The sequence below is a fragment of the Streptomyces sp. NPDC006925 genome (assembly GCF_042869575.1).
In the GTDB taxonomy this organism is placed as follows: domain Bacteria; phylum Actinomycetota; class Actinomycetes; order Streptomycetales; family Streptomycetaceae; genus Streptomyces.
Genome location: NZ_JBIAGB010000016.1, coordinates 1 through 17,966 on the forward strand (window position 1 = coordinate 1; position 17,966 = coordinate 17,966).

Genomic DNA, 17,966 nt, shown 5'->3' on the forward strand with positions numbered 1-17,966 from the left:
TCAACTGCCTCGACGGACTCGGCCTCGGTCACGTTCTCACTGGTCATCGATGCATCTTCCTTGATCAGGAGTTACACCGAACGTTTTACAGTCCCTATGTGATCACCCATCGGACACCACGCCTCGTGAAAGCCGGAGGTTAGGGGCCGGCGTGAGACCGAGGGGGTCGGCTGTGAGGTAGCGGGCGGTTTCGGGGTCGTAGTAGCGGAAGAGATTGTAGTGGAGCCCGGTTTCTGGGTCGGCGTATTGGCCGGGGAAACGGAGGGGGCATGCGACGTCGGCGAGGGCGGGTGGGCCCTGGAGAAGTGTGCCCCAAAGGGTGGTGCGGTGTTCCCAGGCGTGTGGCCGTCCGGAGTGACCAGTTCAGTGGGGGTGCCGGTGACGTCGGTGAGTACGACGTGGAAGCGGGGGTTGGTTGTTGGTTCGCCGATCTTGGTGAGGAGTGAGCCTCCTGGGCTGCTGGTCAGCGCGGTGTGGTCGGTCTGGGTGAGGGGACGGTGCGTGCCGGCGGCGTAGTCCCAGGCCGTGGTCCTGCCGTCGCTGGTGGTCTGTTCGGCCAGGCGAGTGCCATCCCAGGTGAAGGTGACGGTGGCACCCTCTGGGCTGATTTTCGATATGCGGCGGCCCAGCGGGTCGTAGGTGTAGTGTCATGGCTCGCCCGTGGGTGTGGTCGCTCGGGTGAGGCGGTCCTCGGAGTTCCGGGTGTAGGACCAGTTTTGCCGTTGGCCGTTGAGGCGTTTGCGGTTCTTGTGTGTGAGTCGGCCAGCCTCATCGTGTCCCTTGTTCCTGTCATCGCGGGAGGGACTTCCCAGGTGAAGCACTCTATCGGGTCCTACCCTCGCGTCCGTGTCCAGGACGACGGCCGCCGGATCGTCTCCCAGGCCGGGTCGCTCTTGCTAATCGAAACATTCCGTAAGACCGGTCTTGACCGGGCCGTATTCCAGGCTCTGGCTCCGTGAAGCAAACCGCGAGCTGTCCACGATCCCGCAAGGCCCCGCTGTACGTCGCTCGGGCGGTCGCACCGGGTGGGGACTGCCACGCGGACGCCGCGACGCTGCGCTGTGAGCCGACCGTCTTTGGCCTGGTGGCCTCCGCCCCGACCATCTCCTGCCTGATCGACACCCTCCCCGCTTCCGGCGAGAAAGCCATGCAGGCTATCCGGTCCGCACGCTCCGAAACCGGGTGTGAGTAGTTGAGGTGCAGGGAATCCCGGTGACAACGATTGGGACGTTTAGTATATGTAATCGGCCTGGTGCGGGGGTTCGGAGGAAGATCCTCGATCGATTCCGGGGTATGGCTACCGTCCGCCGCATGCCGGTGGAACTTCTAGTTCGACGTGTACGTGCGGAATCGTGGTGGAGTCGTCCTGAAACTGAGTCATGTCGGCTCAACGGCTTGCCGTCCCGCGCTCCCGATAGGCGGACAACAGGGGTTCTCCCGCCTGGTCGATCTCGGGGGCAGAGGCGAGCGGCGACAGCGAAGCGTCGTACATCTCCATCATCCCGCGGGCCTGGTGAAAGTCTGCCCCGAGGGCCTCGTACAACACTCGCATGAGATTGAACGGCGTGGCGGCAAAAGATTCGGTTTCACAGAGATCTGCCACAATCACCGTGAAAGACTTGCCTTCGATCGCCATCCGGCGAACCATTTCCAGTGCTTCTTTCATTGATTTTCCCTTTTTTATGGTTCATCTGATGAATCTCACCTGAACATTCGTGTAATGTCCTAGTGGGCCCTCCAGTTTAACCACTTCCACACGGCCGAAGCCATGCCGGGCTGCCATTTTTCCCGTAAATGTATCAGCTGCTGCTTCCTGGGGAGTCAGACCGGAACGTACCTTCTCGTTAAAGGTGTTGAGGTTGCTGGGCATCGCCGGAACCCATTTCCCTTCCACTGCGTTCAGTTTTTCCGGGCCGAAGTGTCTGATAGCGTCATCGAACATCTGGGCCCCCCTGGGGGTAGTCGGACCTTTCTCAATAGCAAGGCTCAACACGCCGTCCTTCACATTGGCTATTACACCGCCTTCCTCCCCGCCGTACAGATTTGCGTAGTCACCGTCTGAGCATCCCGCAAGGCCGAGAGGGTCGGACCATGCGTGCGGGTTGGTCACGTACGCGTGATGATTCGGAGCCGGCGCCAAGCCGAGGGGATCGGGCGTGAGGTAGCGAGCCGTCTCGGGGTCGTAGAAGCGGAAGTAGTTGTAGTGCAGGCCCGACTCAGGGTCGGCGTACTGGCCCGGGAAGCGGAGTGGGCAGGTGACGTCGCCGTGGCCGTCAGGCGAGGGGAGGGGAGTGCCCCACAAAGCGGTGCGGTTTTGCCAGGCCAGCACCCCCTCGGGGGTGACGAGTTCTGTGGGAGTGCCCGTCAGGTCGGTGACAACAGCGTGGAATGCGGGACGCGTTGCCGTGGGCTCGGTGAGTTTGGTGAGAAGTGAGGAACCGGGCTCCGGGACGAGCTCGGTGTGGTTGGTTTGAGTGAGGGGGCGGTGGGTGCCCGGGGTGTAGTCCCAGGTGATGGATTTGCCGTCGGGCGTGGTCTGCTCGGCGAGGCGGGTGTCGTCCCAGGAGAAGGTGGTCGTCTCGCCGTCCGGAGAACTCTTGGATATTCGGCGGCCCAAAGGGTCGTAGGCGTACGTCCAGGTCTCGCCGTCCGGCGTCGTGACTGCGGTGAGGCGGTCCTCCGCGTTCCAGCTATAGGTCCAGGCGCGGCGTTGGCCGTTCAGGAGGCGGCGTGTTGTGGCGGTACGCCGGGCCGCCGCATCATGGTCGTACGAGGTGCGGCCGGCTCGGTGGAGAAGGGTTCCTTCGGCCTGGCGTTTGCCTGGGACCGGGTGGTCGGGTGCTTCGGCGTTGGTGAGGTTGCCTGCCGGGTCGTACGCGTATGTCTCCCGCCAGCCGTGCGCGCTGACGCGCGTCACGCGGCCGATCGGGTCGAGGGTGAAGCGGCGGGTGCCTGTGGCGAGCTCGCGGATCTCGGTGAGGTGGCCGTCCGGGCGATAGCCATAGGTGCGGTGCTGGAGAAGCTCCGGCCCTGACTTTGCCGTCTGTGTGGTGAGGCGGTTGGCCGCGTCCCACTGCTGGGTGAAGGTGACCGCGCCGCTGCGGCGTTCGGTTTCGCGGCCTGCTGCGTCGTAGGTAAATGCCAGCGCACCGTGATCAGTGGACAGTTCCAGAGGCTGGCCTTCGGGATCATAGGTCCAGGTAGAGGTGAGTCCGGAGGGTGTGATGCGTTGGGTGCGCCGGCCGAGCGAATCGTAGGTGTACGAAACAGTGAGGCCGTTGATCGTCTCGGTCAGTACGCGACCGAGCACGTCTCGGGTGAAGGCGAGCTCAGCATCCGGGTTGGTGGCACGTATGAGGTCGCCGGAGGGGTCATAGGTATACGTTGTCACCTCGGTCGCGTCCTCGTCGTGCTGCTCGACGATCCGTCCCAGCACATCACGGGTATAGCGAAGGGTCTGGCCCATCGCATTGTTGCGAGACGTCAGTCGGCCCACTGCGTCGCGTTCGTAGCAGAGGGTCGCGCCATTGAAGTCGGTCTCGGATATGAGGCGGCCTGCCGGGTCGTACGTGTATTCCCAGTGCAGGCCCTGTGGGTTGGTGACCCGGGTGAGGCGGAGGGCCTCGTCGTGGGTGAAGGTGTAGGTGGCCCCGTCCGGGTCTGTGCGCGACACCGGCATGTCCCATGGCCCGTGGGCGTGGTGGCTGGTGTAGCCGGCAAGGTCGGTGTGGGTGAGGAGGTTGCCTTCGGCATCCCAGGTCCAGCTCTCGCGTCCCCCTTCGGCATCCTCTCGCCAACGTGGTTTGCCTTCGACCGTCCAGGCCATGCGGGTGACGTGTCCGAGGGGGTCGGTGATCGAGGTGATGCGGCCGAAGGTGTCGCGCTCGATGTGAGTGGTGTGCCCCAGCGCGTTCGTCACGGCGGTGGGAAGTCCTGCCGCGTCGGGAGTGATCTCGCGTGTGTGGTCGAGGGCGTCCGTCACGCTGGTCAGATGCCCGTTCGTGTCGTACACGTAGTGGGTGGTCGCTCCGGTCGGGTCTGCCGAGCGGGTGAGGTTGCCGAATGTGTCGTAGGTGTGCTGCCAGCGCGCGCCGCCCGGTTCTGTCACCTCGGTCGGCTGGTGCAGTGTGTTGTATGTGGCGGTTGTGCGGGAGCCGTCGGGCAGTATTACTTCGGCCAGGTTGCCGTCCTGGTCGTAGTGGTAGCGGGTGGTGTGGCCGAGTGCGTCTGTGTGGGAGAGGCGGTCGTGGCCGCGGGTGTCCCATTCGGTGTGGGTGGTGTTGCCCAGTGGGTCGGTTTCGGTGGTGACTTGGCCGTCGTCGTTGTAGTGGTAGACGGTGCTGTGGCCGAGTGCGTTGGTGTAGGTGGTGGTGCGCGTGGCGTCGTCGTAGGTGAAGGTGTCGTTGTAGATGCCGTCGGTGCCCTCGGTGCGGACCGCGCGGCCCGCCTCGTCGTAGGTGAAGCGGCACCACACCCCGTTGCGGTCGGTCCACGAGAGCATGCGCCCGTCACCGTCGTAGGTGAAGCGCATCGCCTTGCCGCTGGAGTTGATCACCTCGGCCAGATTGCCGGCCTCGTCGTATCCATAGCGCATCACCAGCGTGCCCGGTGCCGGCGCCTGCTCCCGCTCATACGCCGAGGGCGCCTCCTCCAGCAGCCGCAGGGCGGTGATCCGCTGTCCCTCGGTCTCGAGGGCGAGGTGGTAGCCGCCGGAGTGGCGCACCGCGCTGGGTATCCCGTTCGCGTCGCGGTCCACCTCGATGCGGGTGCCGTTGCGGTCCTGCCAGGATTCCACCGGCAGTCTGAGGGTTGTCTCGTCCTGGGTGGGGCCGGGGTGGGCGAAGGTGCGGGTGACGCCGCTGTCGGGGTCGGTGACGGTCAGCACGCCGTCGGGTTTGCCGTCCCATTCCAGGGGCCAGCGCGGGCCTTTCTCCGGCAGGAGGGGCACGCCCGGCTCCGGGACGGGGTAGACCAGCCGCATGCCGTCGGCGGCCGCGAAAACGATGCCCTGCGGATCGAGTTGGACCTGTTCGTCCAGGGTGGAGGACCAGCTCGGGCCGAAACACACCCCGGCCCGGTACGACGACACATGAGTGCGGGTGAAGTGCAGCGGCAGCGACGCCGGCAGGGACAGGTCGGTCAACTGCATGAACATCGCGCCCGTGGCGACATCGACCGGCTCACCGGCGCCCGGCACCTTCTCCGTCGGCCGCGCGGATTTGCCCGGGATGAGCTTCTCGCGCAGCGAGGCGGGCGGGCGCATCATCGGCGGCCTCGCCCCCGGTCCGGGGGCGAAGGGTCCCAGGACCGCGCCGGTCAGGGTGCCGTACTTCGCGGCGTTGCTGACCTCCTCCAGGCTGATCCCGTCCTGCTGTCCGGCCAGGATGCGCGCGGGCTGGGCCACGGCCAGGTCCATGGCGACGCTGCTCACCCCGGCGAAGACCGCACCCCGCGCGATACGTGCGACCAGCGCCGCGGCGCGTGTGGCCAGGGACGTGGACTTCTCGATGCTGAGGGTGACGATCCCGGTCGCCGCTGCTGCCGCCGCCGCGTCCGAAGCTCCGAGGGTGGGGCCGGTCAGCACGATCCCGGCCGCGATCACCGCCGCGCTGCCCACGATCTCGCTGCGGATCTGCTTCTTTGTGCCGTCGATGTCATCGGCGAGTTCGTCGAGCATCTTGGCCATGTCCCGGGCCGCTTCGGGCAGGCTGCGCAGCCAGCCCTTCTCCCCCTTGCCGACATAGCGGGACCAGAACGTCTCGAACGCGTCGACCCCTTCGCCGCTGTTGACCTCCAGGATCCGCTGCGCCGAGTGGTTGGTGTCCCCCTGCACCTCCTCGGCGTCCTTCGCGAACGCCCGCCATGCCTTGGCCGCATCCCGCAGCTTGCCCTCGTCCCCGTCGGGCCAGATCAGGCCCATCCGCTCGAGGATCTCCCACGCCTTCTCCAGAGCGCTCACGCGCCGCCGCCCCCCTGTGTGGTCCTACTTGCCGTCCGCATCCCGGTCACCGCGCTCACGGACAGCCTTGGTGAACATCCCCTTGATCAAGTCCTCGTTCTCGACATGCCCGTCCTTCATGTCGTCAAGCGCCTCATGAATACTCACCAGCCCGAGCACCAGCACCCCCGCCGCCTCCTCGAGAGACCGCTGGTAGGACTTGTAGTCCTTGGCGAAGTTCTCACCCGTAGGGTCATCGCCCCACGGCTCCCCCAGACCGTCCAGCGTGGTGATCAGCGTCGTCAGCGCCCTGCTCAGCTTCCTGCTCTGCTTGCCGAAGACCGGAGCCGCCAGCTTCAACTCCGGCACCTCGATCCCCAGCACCTCCCCACCCTTGGTCGCCCCCGCCCCGTAATCCGAACTCGTGGTGTGATTCAGCTGCATCCGCGCAAGCTCATCACCGTGCGACAAGGCAACCTCCTGCATAGCTGGTCGAGACAGCCGACCGCGTGATCAATCGCGGACGAAAGACTGGAACTCCTGGACGGTCAATTCCTGCCGGAAGGTCTGACTACCTGTCGGAAGGCTGTCATCGACCGTCGGGGCCGTCGGGGTGTGCAGAGTCGGTAAAGGGCATGTCCCATACCGGGGTGTGCCGTTTGCGCGTAGGCACCTTCGCCACCGTGGAAGGAGGCGTGCTCATAACCGATGTTGCACTCAGCGTCTCTCGCCTCGGCCCGGCGGTCTCCTGAGCCGTCCTCGCGACGTACGTGCAGGTTCGCGGGTCCGCATCGCCCTCGCCGGAGTCGACCGCGAGGGACTCGGCGGCGGGGGAGGCCGATGTGGCCAACGAGGCGTGACAGAAGCTCCGCTTGCTCACCGAGTTCAACTCCAGAATGACCAACTGGCGGCGCGGCACGGTCGGTTCAGATCGCACTCGAGCCCCCGCACGCCGAAACATACTCGATTGTAATCATGCCATCACTCAGACAGCTGGATGAATGTCCATTGGCAGGGCGCGGGCCGCTGCGGTACGCCTCTCCTGGAGTGGGTGCAGGCGTTCGAGTCGGTGGCGGACAGGGGGTGCGAGCTGGGCGAGCGTTATGACGGCATGATTCGCCAACTTGTGCTTGGTTTCCCGTACTCACTCGAGAGGTGCTGATCGTCGCGTCCGGAGCTCTGCGTGCGAGGAGCTGCATGTCGGAGCCGAGCCGGTGTGTCAACCAGGTGGCCCCGTAGAAGCCGAGACGCCCAACTTCTCGCCGATCAGGGGGCATGACCATGCCGGACCCTGCGGACTCCGTCTCCGTGGTGCCGGCAGCCGCTTAGCTTCGTGCTGTGTCCGCCACTTGGGACCCCGGTGCTCCGGGGGTCTGCGTCTGCCGTCCGGGAGGCTCGTCCGCGGTCGCGGGCTGCGCCATGCCCTGCCGTCCGGCGCGGAGCCGGAGTTCGGCATCTACCTGGGGCGGCTGCCTGCCCTGGCCGTCAGGGAGTCCCGCTGGCTGCGGTGGCCCGGCTTCCGGTTGCCGAGTGACCGCGCCGAGGCACGGTCCGCGCTGCGCCAGATGTGGGAGCGGGCGGCGGACGAACGGGTGGAGGTCGCCTGCGGTGGCGGGGTGGGCCGCACCGGTAGCCCTCGCCTGCCTGGCCGTGCTCGACGGGGTGCCGGCCGAGCGGGCCGTCGGCTACGCCAGGAGCACTACGCGCGCCGCGCTGTCGAGACCCCGTGGCAGCGCCGGTATGTGTGGCGGTGCCGGCGGACTCAGCGTGCCTCATCTGGCGTCGCGGCCGGAGGAGTTGCCGGACCCGTCGCCGGACGCCGGCCCGCCGCCGGACCCGTCGCCGGACGCCGGCCCGCCGCCGGACGCGCGCCGGGCGGCGGCGACGCGGGCCGCGAGCCGGGGGTGGTGGGCGCCGGGCCAGTAGAGGTGTCCGCAGGCGGTGCAGCGGGTGAACGTGTCGTAGGTGCGCCGGGTGCCGGACGGGAGCTGCTCGGCGACCTCCTCCTTGGGGACGGACGCGAGCGTCCCGTTGCACGCCGGGCAGCGGGTCCACGGGTCCAGGGGCGGGGCGAAGCGGTCCAGTACGTCGGTGAGCTGCTCGTCGGGGCGGCTCCCGCGCACATAGGCGCCCAGCCACAGTGCTCGTCGGAGCAGCAGGCCGCGGTCCTGGGTCAGCAGGATGCGGCGCTCTGCCGCGGCCTGCTCCACCAGCTCCGGGTCGGCCGCGTCGTTGCGGTAGGCGGTGTCCACCCCAAGCAGCCGCAGCCGCCGGGCCAGCGCTCCCAGGTGCACGTCGAGCACGAACCGGGGCGGCATGGGTGCCGTGGGCGGCAGCGACTGTGGGCGGGGCACGGGGAACAGTTCGATACGGGCGCCGTCCGGCGGGCGGTACGCGGCAGGAACAGGCTCGCCGTCGGCCCGCAGCCGGGACACTTCCGTCAGCGGTACGCCGAGCGACTGCACCACGTGGCCCAGCGAGGCGGCACCGTCGTAGGGGCAGGGCATGCCGTCTGGGTCCCGGGCCGAGCCGCGCCGCCGCGCGGGGAGGAAGTGGCGCAACTCCTCGGGTACCAGGATGCGGAGCCGGGCCGCGGAGGCCGGCGGCCGCGCCGGGGTGGTCACCGGGTCCCGCCCCGGGGTGGGGCGGTCACGGGCCCAGGTCCGGTGTCAGGGCGGTCACCGGTCCTCCTCCGGTGCGGGCGCGGTGGTGCGTACCTGGAAGGCGGTGTGTCCCTGCGGTTCCTGTTCGGTGATCCACACGTCGTCGACGAACGCGTCCGGTGGTCCTTCGCGGGCCCACTCCACCAGGGCGTCGACGTCTTCCGGCGCACCCTCGAAGACGGCTTCGACACCGCCGTCCGGCAGGTTGCGCACCCATCCGCGTACTCCTTGCGCGGCGGCCGTCCGGCGGCAGGTGTCCCGGAAGAAGACGCCCTGCACTTGCCCCGTCACGACGACCCGCCGGGATCGCACAGCCATCGGTTCACTCCAGCCCTCGGGTGGTGGCCCGGCCATGGTCGCGCGAACCCCGCCCGGGGGCATCCCGGCTTCCCGCGTCTCTCATGGACGCGGTGCTCCGGGCCGGACGCGGTTGTTCCGGGCGTTCTGCGGCCGCTCGGCGCCGGGTTCGCAGCCCGCGCCCGCGTACGAGGGGGTCAGCCGCTGTGCTGCCGGGCCCGGCGGGCGGGCGCGGGGGAGGGGGTGCTCAGGTGGCCGGTGGCCAGGTGCTCCAGGAGCCGTAGGAACGTCTCCCGGTCGCCGTCCGGCAGCGCGTCGAGCGCTTGTCCGTGCACGGAGTCCACGATCCGCTGGCTGCGTTCGGCCGTCCGGGCGCCCTTCTCGGTGACGGCGATGATCCGTGCCCGGCGGTCGGTGCTGGAGGGGCGGCGCTCGGCGAGTCCGGCCTTCTCCAGCGCGTCGACGGTGACCACCATCGTGGTCTTGTCCATGTCGCCGATCCCGGCCAGCTCGCTCTGGGTGCGCTCGCTCTCCAGCGCGTGCACCAGTACGCAGTGCATGCGCGCCGTCAGCCCGATTTCCGCGAGCGCCGCCGCCATCCGGGTGCGCAGCACATGACTGGTGTGGTCCAGCAGGTAGGAGAGGTCCGGCTGGGTGCGGGCCGGTGGGGTCATGGCGGTCATGGGGTCAGCCTACCGGGAGGATCGTCCCCAAGAATATCGTCTGCAACAAAACTATCTGCTACGGTCATGTCTCGTTCCGCTCCCTCCGCCGTGCGAACCGAGAGGCCGCCATGTCCGCATCCCCCTCACCCTCCGCAGCCAGAGGCCCCCGCGGCCTCGCACTCGGCGTCATCGCCGCCGGCACCTTGATGATCATCCTGGACGGTTCCATCGTCACCGTGGCGCTCCCGGCCATCCAACGGGACCTCGACTTCGCCCCCTCGGAGCTGAGCTGGGTCGTCAACGCCTACCTCGTCGCCTTCGGCAGCCTGCTGCTGCTCGCCGGCCGGCTCGGCGATCTCCTCGGCCGCAAACGGATGTTCCTCGCCGGGACCGGCGTCTTCACCGCCGCCTCGCTGCTGGCCGGACTCGCCACCACCCCCGCCCTCCTGCTGGCCGCCCGCTTCCTGCAGGGCGTCGGCAGCGCCATGGCGACCGCCGTCGGGCTCGGCATCCTCGTCACGCTCTACCCCGGAAGCAAGGAACGAGCGGGGGCCATAGCCGTCTTCAGCTTCACCGGCGCCGCCGGGGCCTCCATCGGCCAGGTCCTCGGCGGCGTCCTGACCGACCTGCTCGACTGGCACTGGATCTTCTTCATCAACCTGCCCATCGGCGCCCTCGTGTTCGCGCTCGCCCTCCCCTCGCTCCCGTCGGACGCCGGGATCGGGCTGCGGGCCGGCGCCGACGGCTGGGGCGCGCTCCTGATCACCTCGGGGCTGATGGCGGGCATCTACGGAGTCGTCAACGCCACCGGCCACGGGTGGGGTTCGCCGCACACCCTGGTGCCCGCACTCGCGGGCGCCGTCCTGCTCGCGGGCTTCGCGCGGCGCCAGGTGCGGGCCCACACCCCGCTGATGCCGCCACGCGTGCTGCGTTCGCGCAGCGTGGCCGTGGCGAACCTCGTGCAGATGCTGATGGTCGCGGCCCTCTTCTCCTTCCAACTCCTGCTCGCCCTCTACCTGCAGAACGTCCTCGACTACAGCGCCGCCCGCACCGGCATCGCCATGCTGCCCGCCGCCGTGATCATCGGAGCGGTCTCGCTGGGCGCCTCCGCCCGGCTGATCGCGCGGTACGGCGAACGCGCCGTGCTGCTGACCGGGATCGCGCTCCTGATCGGCGTGCTGGGACTGCTCGTCCGACTGCCGGTGCACGCGCACTACGCCACCGACCTGCTGCCCGTGATGCTGCTCGCGGCGGGCTTCGGCCTGGCCCTGCCCGCCCTCACCTCGCTGGGCATGAGCGGCGCCGACGAGAGCGACGCCGGACTGGCCTCCGGGCTGTTCAACACCACCCAGCAGATCGGCATGGCGCTGGGCGTCGCCGCCCTCTCCACCCTGGCGGCCGCCCGCACCGACAGCCTCACCGCCGCCGGCGGCAGCCGCGCCGCCGCACTGACCGGCGGCTACCACGCGGCGTTCGCCACCGGCACCGGGCTGCTCGTCCTGGCCTTCGTCCTCGCGTTCGCGGCACTCCGCAAGCCCGTATCCGAAGGCGGCACTCCCGTGGCACCGGCCCCGGACCCGTTCGCCGCCGCTGAGCAACCCGCGAACTGACAGCCGACCTCCCGTCCCACCACCCCGAAGGAACCGCCATGCCCGGCCCCGCCCCCCGCCCGCTCACCGACTCCGAGCTCGACCACTCCTCTCCCAGCAGCAGTTCGGCACGCTGGCCAGCGTCCGCAGCAGCGGCCACCCGCACCTGACCACGGTGCTGTACCGCTGGGACGCGGCGGCACGCGTCCTGCGGATCTCCACCACCCGCGACCGCCTCAAGCCCCGGCACTTCCGCGCCGACCCGCACGCGGCCCTGCACGTGAGCCGCGACGTGTGGACCTTCGCGGTCGCCGAGGGCGAGGCCGAGGTCTCCGAGCCCACCGCCGATCCCGGCGACGCCGTCGGCCGTGAGCTCGCTGCCATGGCCGGCGGCTTCGCCACCCCGGAGGACGAGGAGAGGTTTTTGGCCGAAGCCGTACAGGAACGGCGTGTGGTCATCCGCCTCCGGGTGTCCCGGCTCTACGGCACCGCGCTCGATGTCGAGGGCGCCGGCTGACCCGCACCGGGACGCGGCGGCCGGGGACGGCTGCGGATTTCTTCCGGGCCGAGCGATGAATTCCGGCGACGGAGCCGGTCCGCCTCTGTATGACACGCATCATCGCCGACATCTCGGTCTCTCTGGACGGCTTCGTCACCGGCCCGGACCCCGGCCCCGAGAACGGGCTGGGCACCGGTGGCGAGGCCCTGCACACCTGGGCGTTCTCCGACGACCCCGACGACCGCCGGATCCTGCGCGAGGCGACCGCCCGCTCGGGTGCCGTGGTCCTCGGCCGCCGGCTCTTCGACGTGGTCGACGGGCCCCACGGCTGGGACGACCGGAGCGGCTACGGCGCCGGCGAGGTCGGCAAGCCCGCGTTCTTCGTCGTCACGAGCACGCCGCCGGAGTCGGTGCGGCTCACCGACCTCGACTGGACCTTCGTCACCACCGGCCTGTCCGACGCGGTCTCCGCCGCGCGCGCTCGCGCCGAGGAGGCATCGTCGGGCAGCGGCAGGGAGCTGGACGCATTCCTGATGGGTGGCGGCGCACTGGTCGGCTCGGCGCTCGACGCCGGGCTGGTCGACGTGCTGCAACTGCACCTCGCACCCGTCGTGCTGGGCTCCGGGACGCCGCTGTTCACCGGCGGGACGCCGCGCACGCTGGTGCAGCGTGCCGTGACGGCGACCTCGACCGCCACGCATCTGACCTACGACGTCCGCTGACGGCTCCCTGCCTCGCGCCTCAGGACGGGTCCAGGAGCCCGGCGAGCGCGCCGCGGCTGCGCTGCAGCGCGTCGATCCGCTCGTCCATCTCGGCCAGCTCGCCGTTGAGAATGTCCCGCAGCTCCGCGCACCACCGGATTTCCGGCTTCTCGCCCCGGGCGCACGGCAGCACCGAACGGATCACTTCCGTGGACAGACCCGCGCGCAACAGGGCGCGGGTCTGTGCGACGGTGACCACGGCTTCCTCCCCGAAGTCGCGGTAGCCGTTCGGCCCGCGCCCGGCCACCAGCAGCCCCTGCGCCTCGTAGTAGCGCAGCATCCGGGAGCTGACTCCGGTGCGCTCCGACAACTCGCCGATCAGCATGTGCCCCTCCCCTGTCCGACCGTGTTGACCTTCACACCGGTGTCAGACCTTAACGTCCGGATCATGAACCACCATTCCGAACCCGTCCTGGAACCGTCCCGCAGAGCAGACATGTACGCAGTGCACCGGGACGGCCGCCCGGCCACACCCGAGGAACTGGCCCCGCTCGCGTTCGCGGGATACGCGCACTTCACCGCGATGCAGGTGCGCGGCGGCCGGGTGCGAGGACTCGACCTGCACCTGGAGCGGCTGCGGAACGCCTCCGTGGCGCTGTACGGCAGGGCGCCGTCCCAGGACCGCCTGCGGGCGCACCTGCGGGCGGCACTGAAGGCCGGTCCCGCCGATGTCTCCCTCACCGCCGTGGTCTACTCCGCGGCCCCCGAATTCACCGCCGGACAGGCGGACGCGGAGCTGTCCGTCCTGGTACGCACCGCACCCGCCGCCTACGGCCCGGAAGGCCCGCTGAGCCTGGGAACGGTCGAGTACGAACGTCCCCTCGCGTCCGTGAAGCACGTCGGCGAGGTGGCCAAGACCCACTTCCTGCGCCAGGCCAGGGCCCAGGGGTTCGACGACGCCGCCTTCGTCGACCGGCGCGGCCGGCTCAGCGAGGCGACGATCTGGAACCTGGCCTTCTGGGACGGCGAGACCGTGCTCTGGCCCGACGCCGACGTGCTGGCCGGGACCATGATGGGCACCGTCCGCCGACAGCTCGACCGGCTCGGCATCCCGCAGCACGAGCGTGAGATCACCCCGGCCGACCTGCCCGCTCTGCGCGGAGCGGTCGTGCTGAACTCCTGGACCCCGGGCATCCCGGTGCACCGCATCGGCTCCGTACCGCTGCCGGCCGCGCCCGGCTTCCTGGAACTGCTGCACCGTGCCCACGAGGCGGAGCCGCCTACGTCACCCTGAGTGGCCGCCGCGGCGGAGGCGGTGGACGACGCGTGCCGCCGACCTCACGGCACCCGGATGCCACGTTCGACGCGACTGTTCCGACGGCATCGCACAGGGTCTTCGGTAGTTGCCCCGGATACCGGCCGCCCGGTCGGCGGCACTGCGAAGTGCGTCGGCACTGCGGAGTGCATGGGTACCGCTTCTGCCCCTGCGAGGAGGGAGTCCATGCCGGACGTGACCGACGGCGGTATCCGGGAAACCGCCCCGCCTGCGGCGAAGCTGTCCTTCTTCACGCTCGCCGCGCTGGTCGTCGGGTCCATGGTGGGTGCCGGTGTGTTCTCGCTGCCGGGGAGGTTCGCGCAGGAGACCGGCGTCGCCGGGGCGCTGATCGCCTGGGCGGTCGCTGGTGTCGGCATGCTGATGCTGGCCTTCGTCTTCCAGATTCTCGCCAACCGGCGGCCGGATCTCGACGCCGGTGTGTACGCCTATGCCAAGGCGGGTTTCGGCGAGTATCTGGGGTTCTTCTCCGCCTTCGGTTACTGGGCCAGCGCGTGCGTGGGCAACGTGACGTACTGGGTGCTGATCATGTCCACGGTGGGCGGGGTGTGGCCCGCGCTCGGTGACGGTGACACGGCGACAGCGGTGGTACTCGCTTCCGTCTGCCTGTGGGTGTTCTTCCTGATGATCAGGCGCGGCGTCAAGGAGGCCGCGACCGTGAACCGGATCGTCACGGTGGCGAAGATCGTTCCGATCGTGGTCTTCGTCGCGCTGGCTCTGGGGTATTTCGACCCCGGGGTGTTCGCCGACAACGTCGGCGGTGCCGACTACGCGGGCTCGCTGTTCGGGCAGGTGCGCGGCACCATGCTGGCCACCGTGTTCGTGTTTCTCGGCATCGAGGGTGCCAGCGTCTATTCCCGGCACGCCAAGAAGCGTTCCGACGTGGGGAAGGCGACTGTTCTCGGGTTCCTCGCCGTCTTCGCGATCTTCGCCTCGGTGACGATCGTGTCCTACGGAATTCTGCCGATGGCCGAGATGGCCGAGCTGCGCCAGCCGTCCATGGCGGGTGTACTCCAGGAGGCGGTGGGGACCTGGGGGAAGGTCTTCATCAGTGTCGGACTGATCGTGTCGGTGCTCGGCGCCTATCTGGCCTGGACGCTGATGGCGGCCGAGGTGCTTCTCGTGGCGGCCAAGGACGACGACATGCCGCGCTTCCTGCGCCGCACGAACCGAGCGGACGCCCCGGTGCCTGCCCTTGTGATGACGTCCCTGCTTGTTCAGCTCGCCCTGATCGTCACCGCGTTCTCGGACGACGCCTTCAACTTCGCCCTCGATCTGACGAGTTCCCTCTCCCTGATCCCCTATCTGCTGGCGGCGGCCTTCGCGGTGAGGTTCGGTCTGGCCGGAGCCACCCCCGGGCGGACCGTTGCGGGCGGCGGCCTCTCGCGCTCCGAACTCGTCATCGCAGCGCTCGCCACGGTGTACACCGCCTTCCTGGTCTTCGCGGCCGGGCTGAAGTTCGTCCTGCTGTCCCTCATCGTGTACGCCCCGGCCACGGCCCTGTTCGTGATGGCCCGCCGGGAGCAGGGGCGGCGCCTGTTCTCGGCGGGGGAACTCGTCATCCTGGCGATCTCGGCTGTTGGTGCCGTGGTGGGCATCATCGCCCTGGCCGCCGGGTGGATCAGCCTCTGAATCCGATTCCCCGTCCCGGGAGGCCGCACATGGCCGACACGAACACCGCATCCCAGCCGGACCTCGGAGTCCACTCCGAGGTGGGAACCCTGCGCAGGGTCCTGGTCTGTGCTCCGGGAGCCGCACATCGCAGACTCACCCCGAGCAATGCGGAAGACCTGTTGTTCGACGACGTCATGTGGGTGGAACGCGCCCAGCAGGACCATGCCGACTTCGTCGCGCAGCTGCGCGACCGCGGAGTCGAGGTGCTCGAACTGCACGACGTCCTGGCCGAGACGATGGCCGTGCCCGGCGCCCGCACCTGGCTCCTCAAGCGCAAGATCGTCGCCAACCAGGTGGGCGTCGGCCTCGTCGACGGCACCCGGGAATACCTGGAGACCCTCGATTCGCGCAGCCTGGCCGACTGCCTGATCGGCGGTCTCGCCACCACCGACCTTCCCGGTGAGTACCGTTCCCGGTACGTGGCGCTGGCACGCGAATCCTCGGGCGTACGGGAGTACGTGATGCCGCCCCTGCCCAACACCCTCTACACGCGGGACACCACCTGCTGGCTGTACGGGGGCGTCACTCTCAACCCGCTGTACTGGCCGGCCCGGCACCACGAGACCCTGCTGATGAAGGCCGTGTACGCCTTCCACCCCGCGTTCCGGCAGGCACAGGTGTGGTGGGGCGACCCTGAGGCGGACTGGGGACAGGCCACTCTCGAGGGTGGGGACATCATGCCCGCCGGCAACGGGGTCGTCCTCATGGGCATGAGCGAACGTACCTCCCGCCAGGCTGTCACCCAGGTCGCCGCAGCCCTGTTCCGCCAGCGCGTTGCCGAACGTGTCGTCGTCGCGGGCATGCCGAAGCTGCGCGCCGCCATGCATCTGGACACCGTCTTCACCTTCGCCGACCGCGATCTGGTCACGCTCTACCCGGCAATCATGGACGGGGTGCACACCTTCTCCCTGTATCCCACCGACAAGCCGCCGGGTCTGGATGTCGTCGACGAGGGGTCACGCCCGTTCGTGGACGTTGTGGCCGAGGCGCTCGGCCTCCCCGCGCTGCGCGTGGTCGGGGTCGGCGGCGACGTCTACGCCTCTGAACGCCAGCAGTGGGACAGCGGCAACAACGCCGTCGCCGTCGAGCCCGGCGTCGTCTTCACCTACGACCGCAACACCCACACCAACCAGCTCCTGCGGAAGGCGGGAGTCGAGGTCGTCACCATCGCCGGAGGCGAGCTCGGACGTGGCCGAGGCGGGGGCCACTGCATGACCTGCCCCCTGAGCCGCGACCCGGTCGACTTCTGAGGTGCGTGTGCTCGAGGGCCCGCGCAGGCGCATGGGCACCGGCCTCTCGTCCGCTTCGTCGTGCGCCGGGCCGCGGACGGGGAGTCCTGTGGTGCGGCACCCTTCGCCCGCTTGCCTGTGCCGCTGTGTGTCGTCCTGCTGCCTGCTGGAAGGAGCGTGGTCGGAGTGTCGCGGAACCGCCGCCTGATCATGAGTCCACCGCCCGAGGTCTGGAGCCTGCTGTCCGACGGCAGCCGGTACGGGGAGTGGGTCACCGGAACCCAGCGCGTCCTCGACGCGGACCCGCACTGGCCGGAGGTCGGCGCCCGGCTCCGGGTGCGCGTCGGCATCGGTGCCCTGACCCTCGACGACACCTCTGTCGTCCGGATCTGCGAACCCGAGCGCCGCCTGGAACTGGAAGCCAAGGCCGACCCCTTCGGCGCGGCCCGCATCGCCATGGAGCTGATCCCCTGGGGCGAGCACACCCTCGTCGTCCTGGAATGGCATCCGCTGCGCGGTCCGGGTACGCGGATGCACGGTCTTCCCGTCGACTACGTCGTCGCAGTCCGCAACGGCATGATGCTGACCAAACTGGCCCGCATCGCCGCACGCGAACACATGCGCGGCATCGGACGCACCACCCCACCAGAAGGCCCCGAGCCGCAACCGCGGCCCTCCTCCGCGCCCTCCTGACGGTGACCTGCCGGGAAGGTTCTTCCGGCGATCCGGGGCGGCCGGGACGACGGCCCGCCGCAGCAGCCGATCACCCCGCGTCCCCCGAGTGGCCGCCGCGGCGGAGGCGGTACACGACACTGTGCCGCAGCGGGCCGGGCGGCACGGTGGGATCCTCGAAGTCGTCGGCCGGGTCGTGGGTCATACCCAGCCGGCGCATCACCGCCTGGGAGCGCACATTGCCGACGGGAGTGATCGCCACGATCTCCGGAAGGCCCAGCGACGCGAATCCGAACTCCAGCGCCGCGCGGCCCGCCTCCGTCGCGAAGCCGTGCCCCCACGCGGAGCGGGCCAGCCGCCAGCCGACCTCCACCCCCTCGACCGGCAGCTCCTCCTCCACCGGGTCCAGCCCGGCGAAGCCGATGAACTCCCCGCTCGCGCGCACTTCGACCGCCCACCAGCCCCAGCCCCGCGCCTCCAGATCCGCCTGGAAGCGGGCCACCGACGCATCGCTCTCCGCCCGGTCGAGCACCCCGGGAAAGTGCTCCCGCACCTGCGGGTCGGCGTTCATCGCGGCCCAGGGAGCCAGGTCGCTCTCCCGCCACGCGCGGAGCAGCAGGCGTTCGGTCAGCAGCTCGGTCGTCACGGCGCCAAGTTAGCGGTCCGGGTGCGGGGCGGCGAGAGCATTTCGCCCCGGCGAGGCGGT

The 17,966-nt window shown here is 69.4% G+C and carries 14 protein-coding genes and 4 pseudogenes; 9 read left to right on the forward strand and 9 right to left on the reverse strand.

All coding sequences use genetic code 11. From position 1 onward, the window contains the following. Nucleotides 1–138: 138 nt before the first annotated feature. Nucleotides 139–776 (reverse strand): annotated as a pseudogene (locus ACFYNS_RS21035) (RHS repeat-associated core domain-containing protein); the annotation flags it as partial. A gap of 36 nt (nt 777–812) precedes the next feature. Here ACFYNS_RS21035 and ACFYNS_RS21040 point away from each other — a divergent pair. Next, nucleotides 813–1,177 (forward strand): annotated as a pseudogene (locus ACFYNS_RS21040) (transposase); the annotation flags it as partial. A gap of 210 nt (nt 1,178–1,387) precedes the next feature. Here ACFYNS_RS21040 and ACFYNS_RS21045 read toward each other — a convergent pair. Genes ACFYNS_RS21045 through ACFYNS_RS21055 form a run of 3 tightly spaced genes read right to left on the reverse strand, consistent with a single transcriptional unit; the run spans nt 1,388 to nt 6,382 of the window. Then, nucleotides 1,388–1,666 (reverse strand): hypothetical protein, encoded by a 279-nt coding sequence (locus ACFYNS_RS21045; protein ID WP_360295930.1) that lies wholly within the window; start codon nt 1,664–1,666, stop codon nt 1,388–1,390. 21 nt (nt 1,667–1,687) lie between these two features. Then, nucleotides 1,688–5,959 carry a DUF6531 domain-containing protein gene (locus tag ACFYNS_RS21050; RefSeq protein ID WP_388604464.1) on the reverse strand — a complete coding sequence of 1,424 codons (4,272 nt, stop codon included), beginning with the start codon at nt 5,957–5,959 and terminating at the stop codon, nt 1,688–1,690. Nucleotides 5,960–5,983: 24 nt separating this feature from the next. Beyond that, nucleotides 5,984–6,382: a hypothetical protein gene (locus tag ACFYNS_RS21055; protein ID WP_388604466.1), complete on the reverse strand. Its 399-nt coding sequence runs from the start codon at nt 6,380–6,382 to the stop codon at nt 5,984–5,986. Nucleotides 6,383–7,276: 894 nt separating this feature from the next. Here ACFYNS_RS21055 and ACFYNS_RS21060 point away from each other — a divergent pair. After that, nucleotides 7,277–7,689 (forward strand): annotated as a pseudogene (locus tag ACFYNS_RS21060) (protein-tyrosine phosphatase family protein); the annotation flags it as partial. Nucleotides 7,690–7,710: 21 nt separating this feature from the next. Here ACFYNS_RS21060 and ACFYNS_RS21065 read toward each other — a convergent pair. The 3 genes from ACFYNS_RS21065 to ACFYNS_RS21075 form a co-directional block, all read right to left on the reverse strand. Further along, on the reverse strand, nt 7,711–8,562 hold the full coding sequence (locus ACFYNS_RS21065; protein ID WP_388604468.1) for a Mut7-C RNAse domain-containing protein: 852 nt from the start codon (nt 8,560–8,562) through the stop codon (nt 7,711–7,713). 54 nt (nt 8,563–8,616) lie between these two features. After that, nucleotides 8,617–8,919 (reverse strand): acylphosphatase, encoded by a 303-nt coding sequence (locus ACFYNS_RS21070; RefSeq protein WP_388573996.1) that lies wholly within the window; start codon nt 8,917–8,919, stop codon nt 8,617–8,619. A 176-nt stretch (nt 8,920–9,095) separates the two neighbouring features. Beyond that, entirely contained in the window at nt 9,096–9,581 is a 486-nt protein-coding gene (locus ACFYNS_RS21075) for a MarR family winged helix-turn-helix transcriptional regulator (protein ID WP_276477296.1), read from the reverse strand. Nucleotides 9,582–9,691: 110 nt separating this feature from the next. On the opposite strand from ACFYNS_RS21075, the gene ACFYNS_RS21080 reads away from it, so the two are divergent. The 3 genes and pseudogenes from ACFYNS_RS21080 to ACFYNS_RS21090 all read left to right on the forward strand — a co-directional run bounded on the left by ACFYNS_RS21080 (nt 9,692) and on the right by ACFYNS_RS21090 (nt 12,373). Further along, the gene (locus ACFYNS_RS21080) at nt 9,692–11,173 is read left to right on the forward strand and encodes an MFS transporter (RefSeq protein WP_388604470.1); all 1,482 of its coding nucleotides are present in this window, start codon (nt 9,692–9,694) and stop codon (nt 11,171–11,173) included. 38 nt (nt 11,174–11,211) lie between these two features. After that, nucleotides 11,212–11,669 (forward strand): annotated as a pseudogene (locus ACFYNS_RS21085) (TIGR03618 family F420-dependent PPOX class oxidoreductase). An 89-nt stretch (nt 11,670–11,758) separates the two neighbouring features. Further along, on the forward strand, nt 11,759–12,373 hold the full coding sequence (locus ACFYNS_RS21090; protein ID WP_388604471.1) for a dihydrofolate reductase family protein: 615 nt from the start codon (nt 11,759–11,761) through the stop codon (nt 12,371–12,373). Nucleotides 12,374–12,392: 19 nt separating this feature from the next. On the opposite strand, the gene ACFYNS_RS21095 is transcribed toward ACFYNS_RS21090, so the two are convergent. After that, a complete protein-coding gene (locus ACFYNS_RS21095) occupies nt 12,393–12,737 on the reverse strand; it encodes a MerR family transcriptional regulator (RefSeq protein WP_360689813.1) in 345 nt (114 codons plus the stop codon). A 63-nt stretch (nt 12,738–12,800) separates the two neighbouring features. Here ACFYNS_RS21095 and ACFYNS_RS21100 point away from each other — a divergent pair, with 63 nt between their 5' ends. The 4 genes from ACFYNS_RS21100 (at nt 12,801) to ACFYNS_RS21115 (ending at nt 17,281) form a co-directional block, all read left to right on the forward strand. Next, a complete protein-coding gene (locus ACFYNS_RS21100; RefSeq protein ID WP_388604473.1) occupies nt 12,801–13,646 on the forward strand; it encodes an aminotransferase class IV family protein in 846 nt (281 codons plus the stop codon). Nucleotides 13,647–13,853: 207 nt separating this feature from the next. Further along, nucleotides 13,854–15,317 carry a basic amino acid/polyamine antiporter gene (locus ACFYNS_RS21105; protein WP_388604475.1) on the forward strand — a complete coding sequence of 488 codons (1,464 nt, stop codon included), beginning with the start codon at nt 13,854–13,856 and terminating at the stop codon, nt 15,315–15,317. 29 nt (nt 15,318–15,346) lie between these two features. After that, nucleotides 15,347–16,609, forward strand: a complete 1,263-nt coding sequence (locus ACFYNS_RS21110; protein WP_360689817.1) for an arginine deiminase — start codon at nt 15,347–15,349, stop codon at nt 16,607–16,609. Nucleotides 16,610–16,774: 165 nt separating this feature from the next. Continuing rightward, nucleotides 16,775–17,281 carry an SRPBCC family protein gene (locus ACFYNS_RS21115; protein ID WP_360689819.1) on the forward strand — a complete coding sequence of 169 codons (507 nt, stop codon included), beginning with the start codon at nt 16,775–16,777 and terminating at the stop codon, nt 17,279–17,281. Nucleotides 17,282–17,351: 70 nt separating this feature from the next. Here ACFYNS_RS21115 and ACFYNS_RS21120 read toward each other — a convergent pair whose 3' ends face one another. After that, entirely contained in the window at nt 17,352–17,906 is a 555-nt protein-coding gene (locus ACFYNS_RS21120) for a GNAT family N-acetyltransferase (protein WP_388604477.1), read from the reverse strand. Between the last annotated feature and the right edge of the window lie 60 nt (nt 17,907–17,966).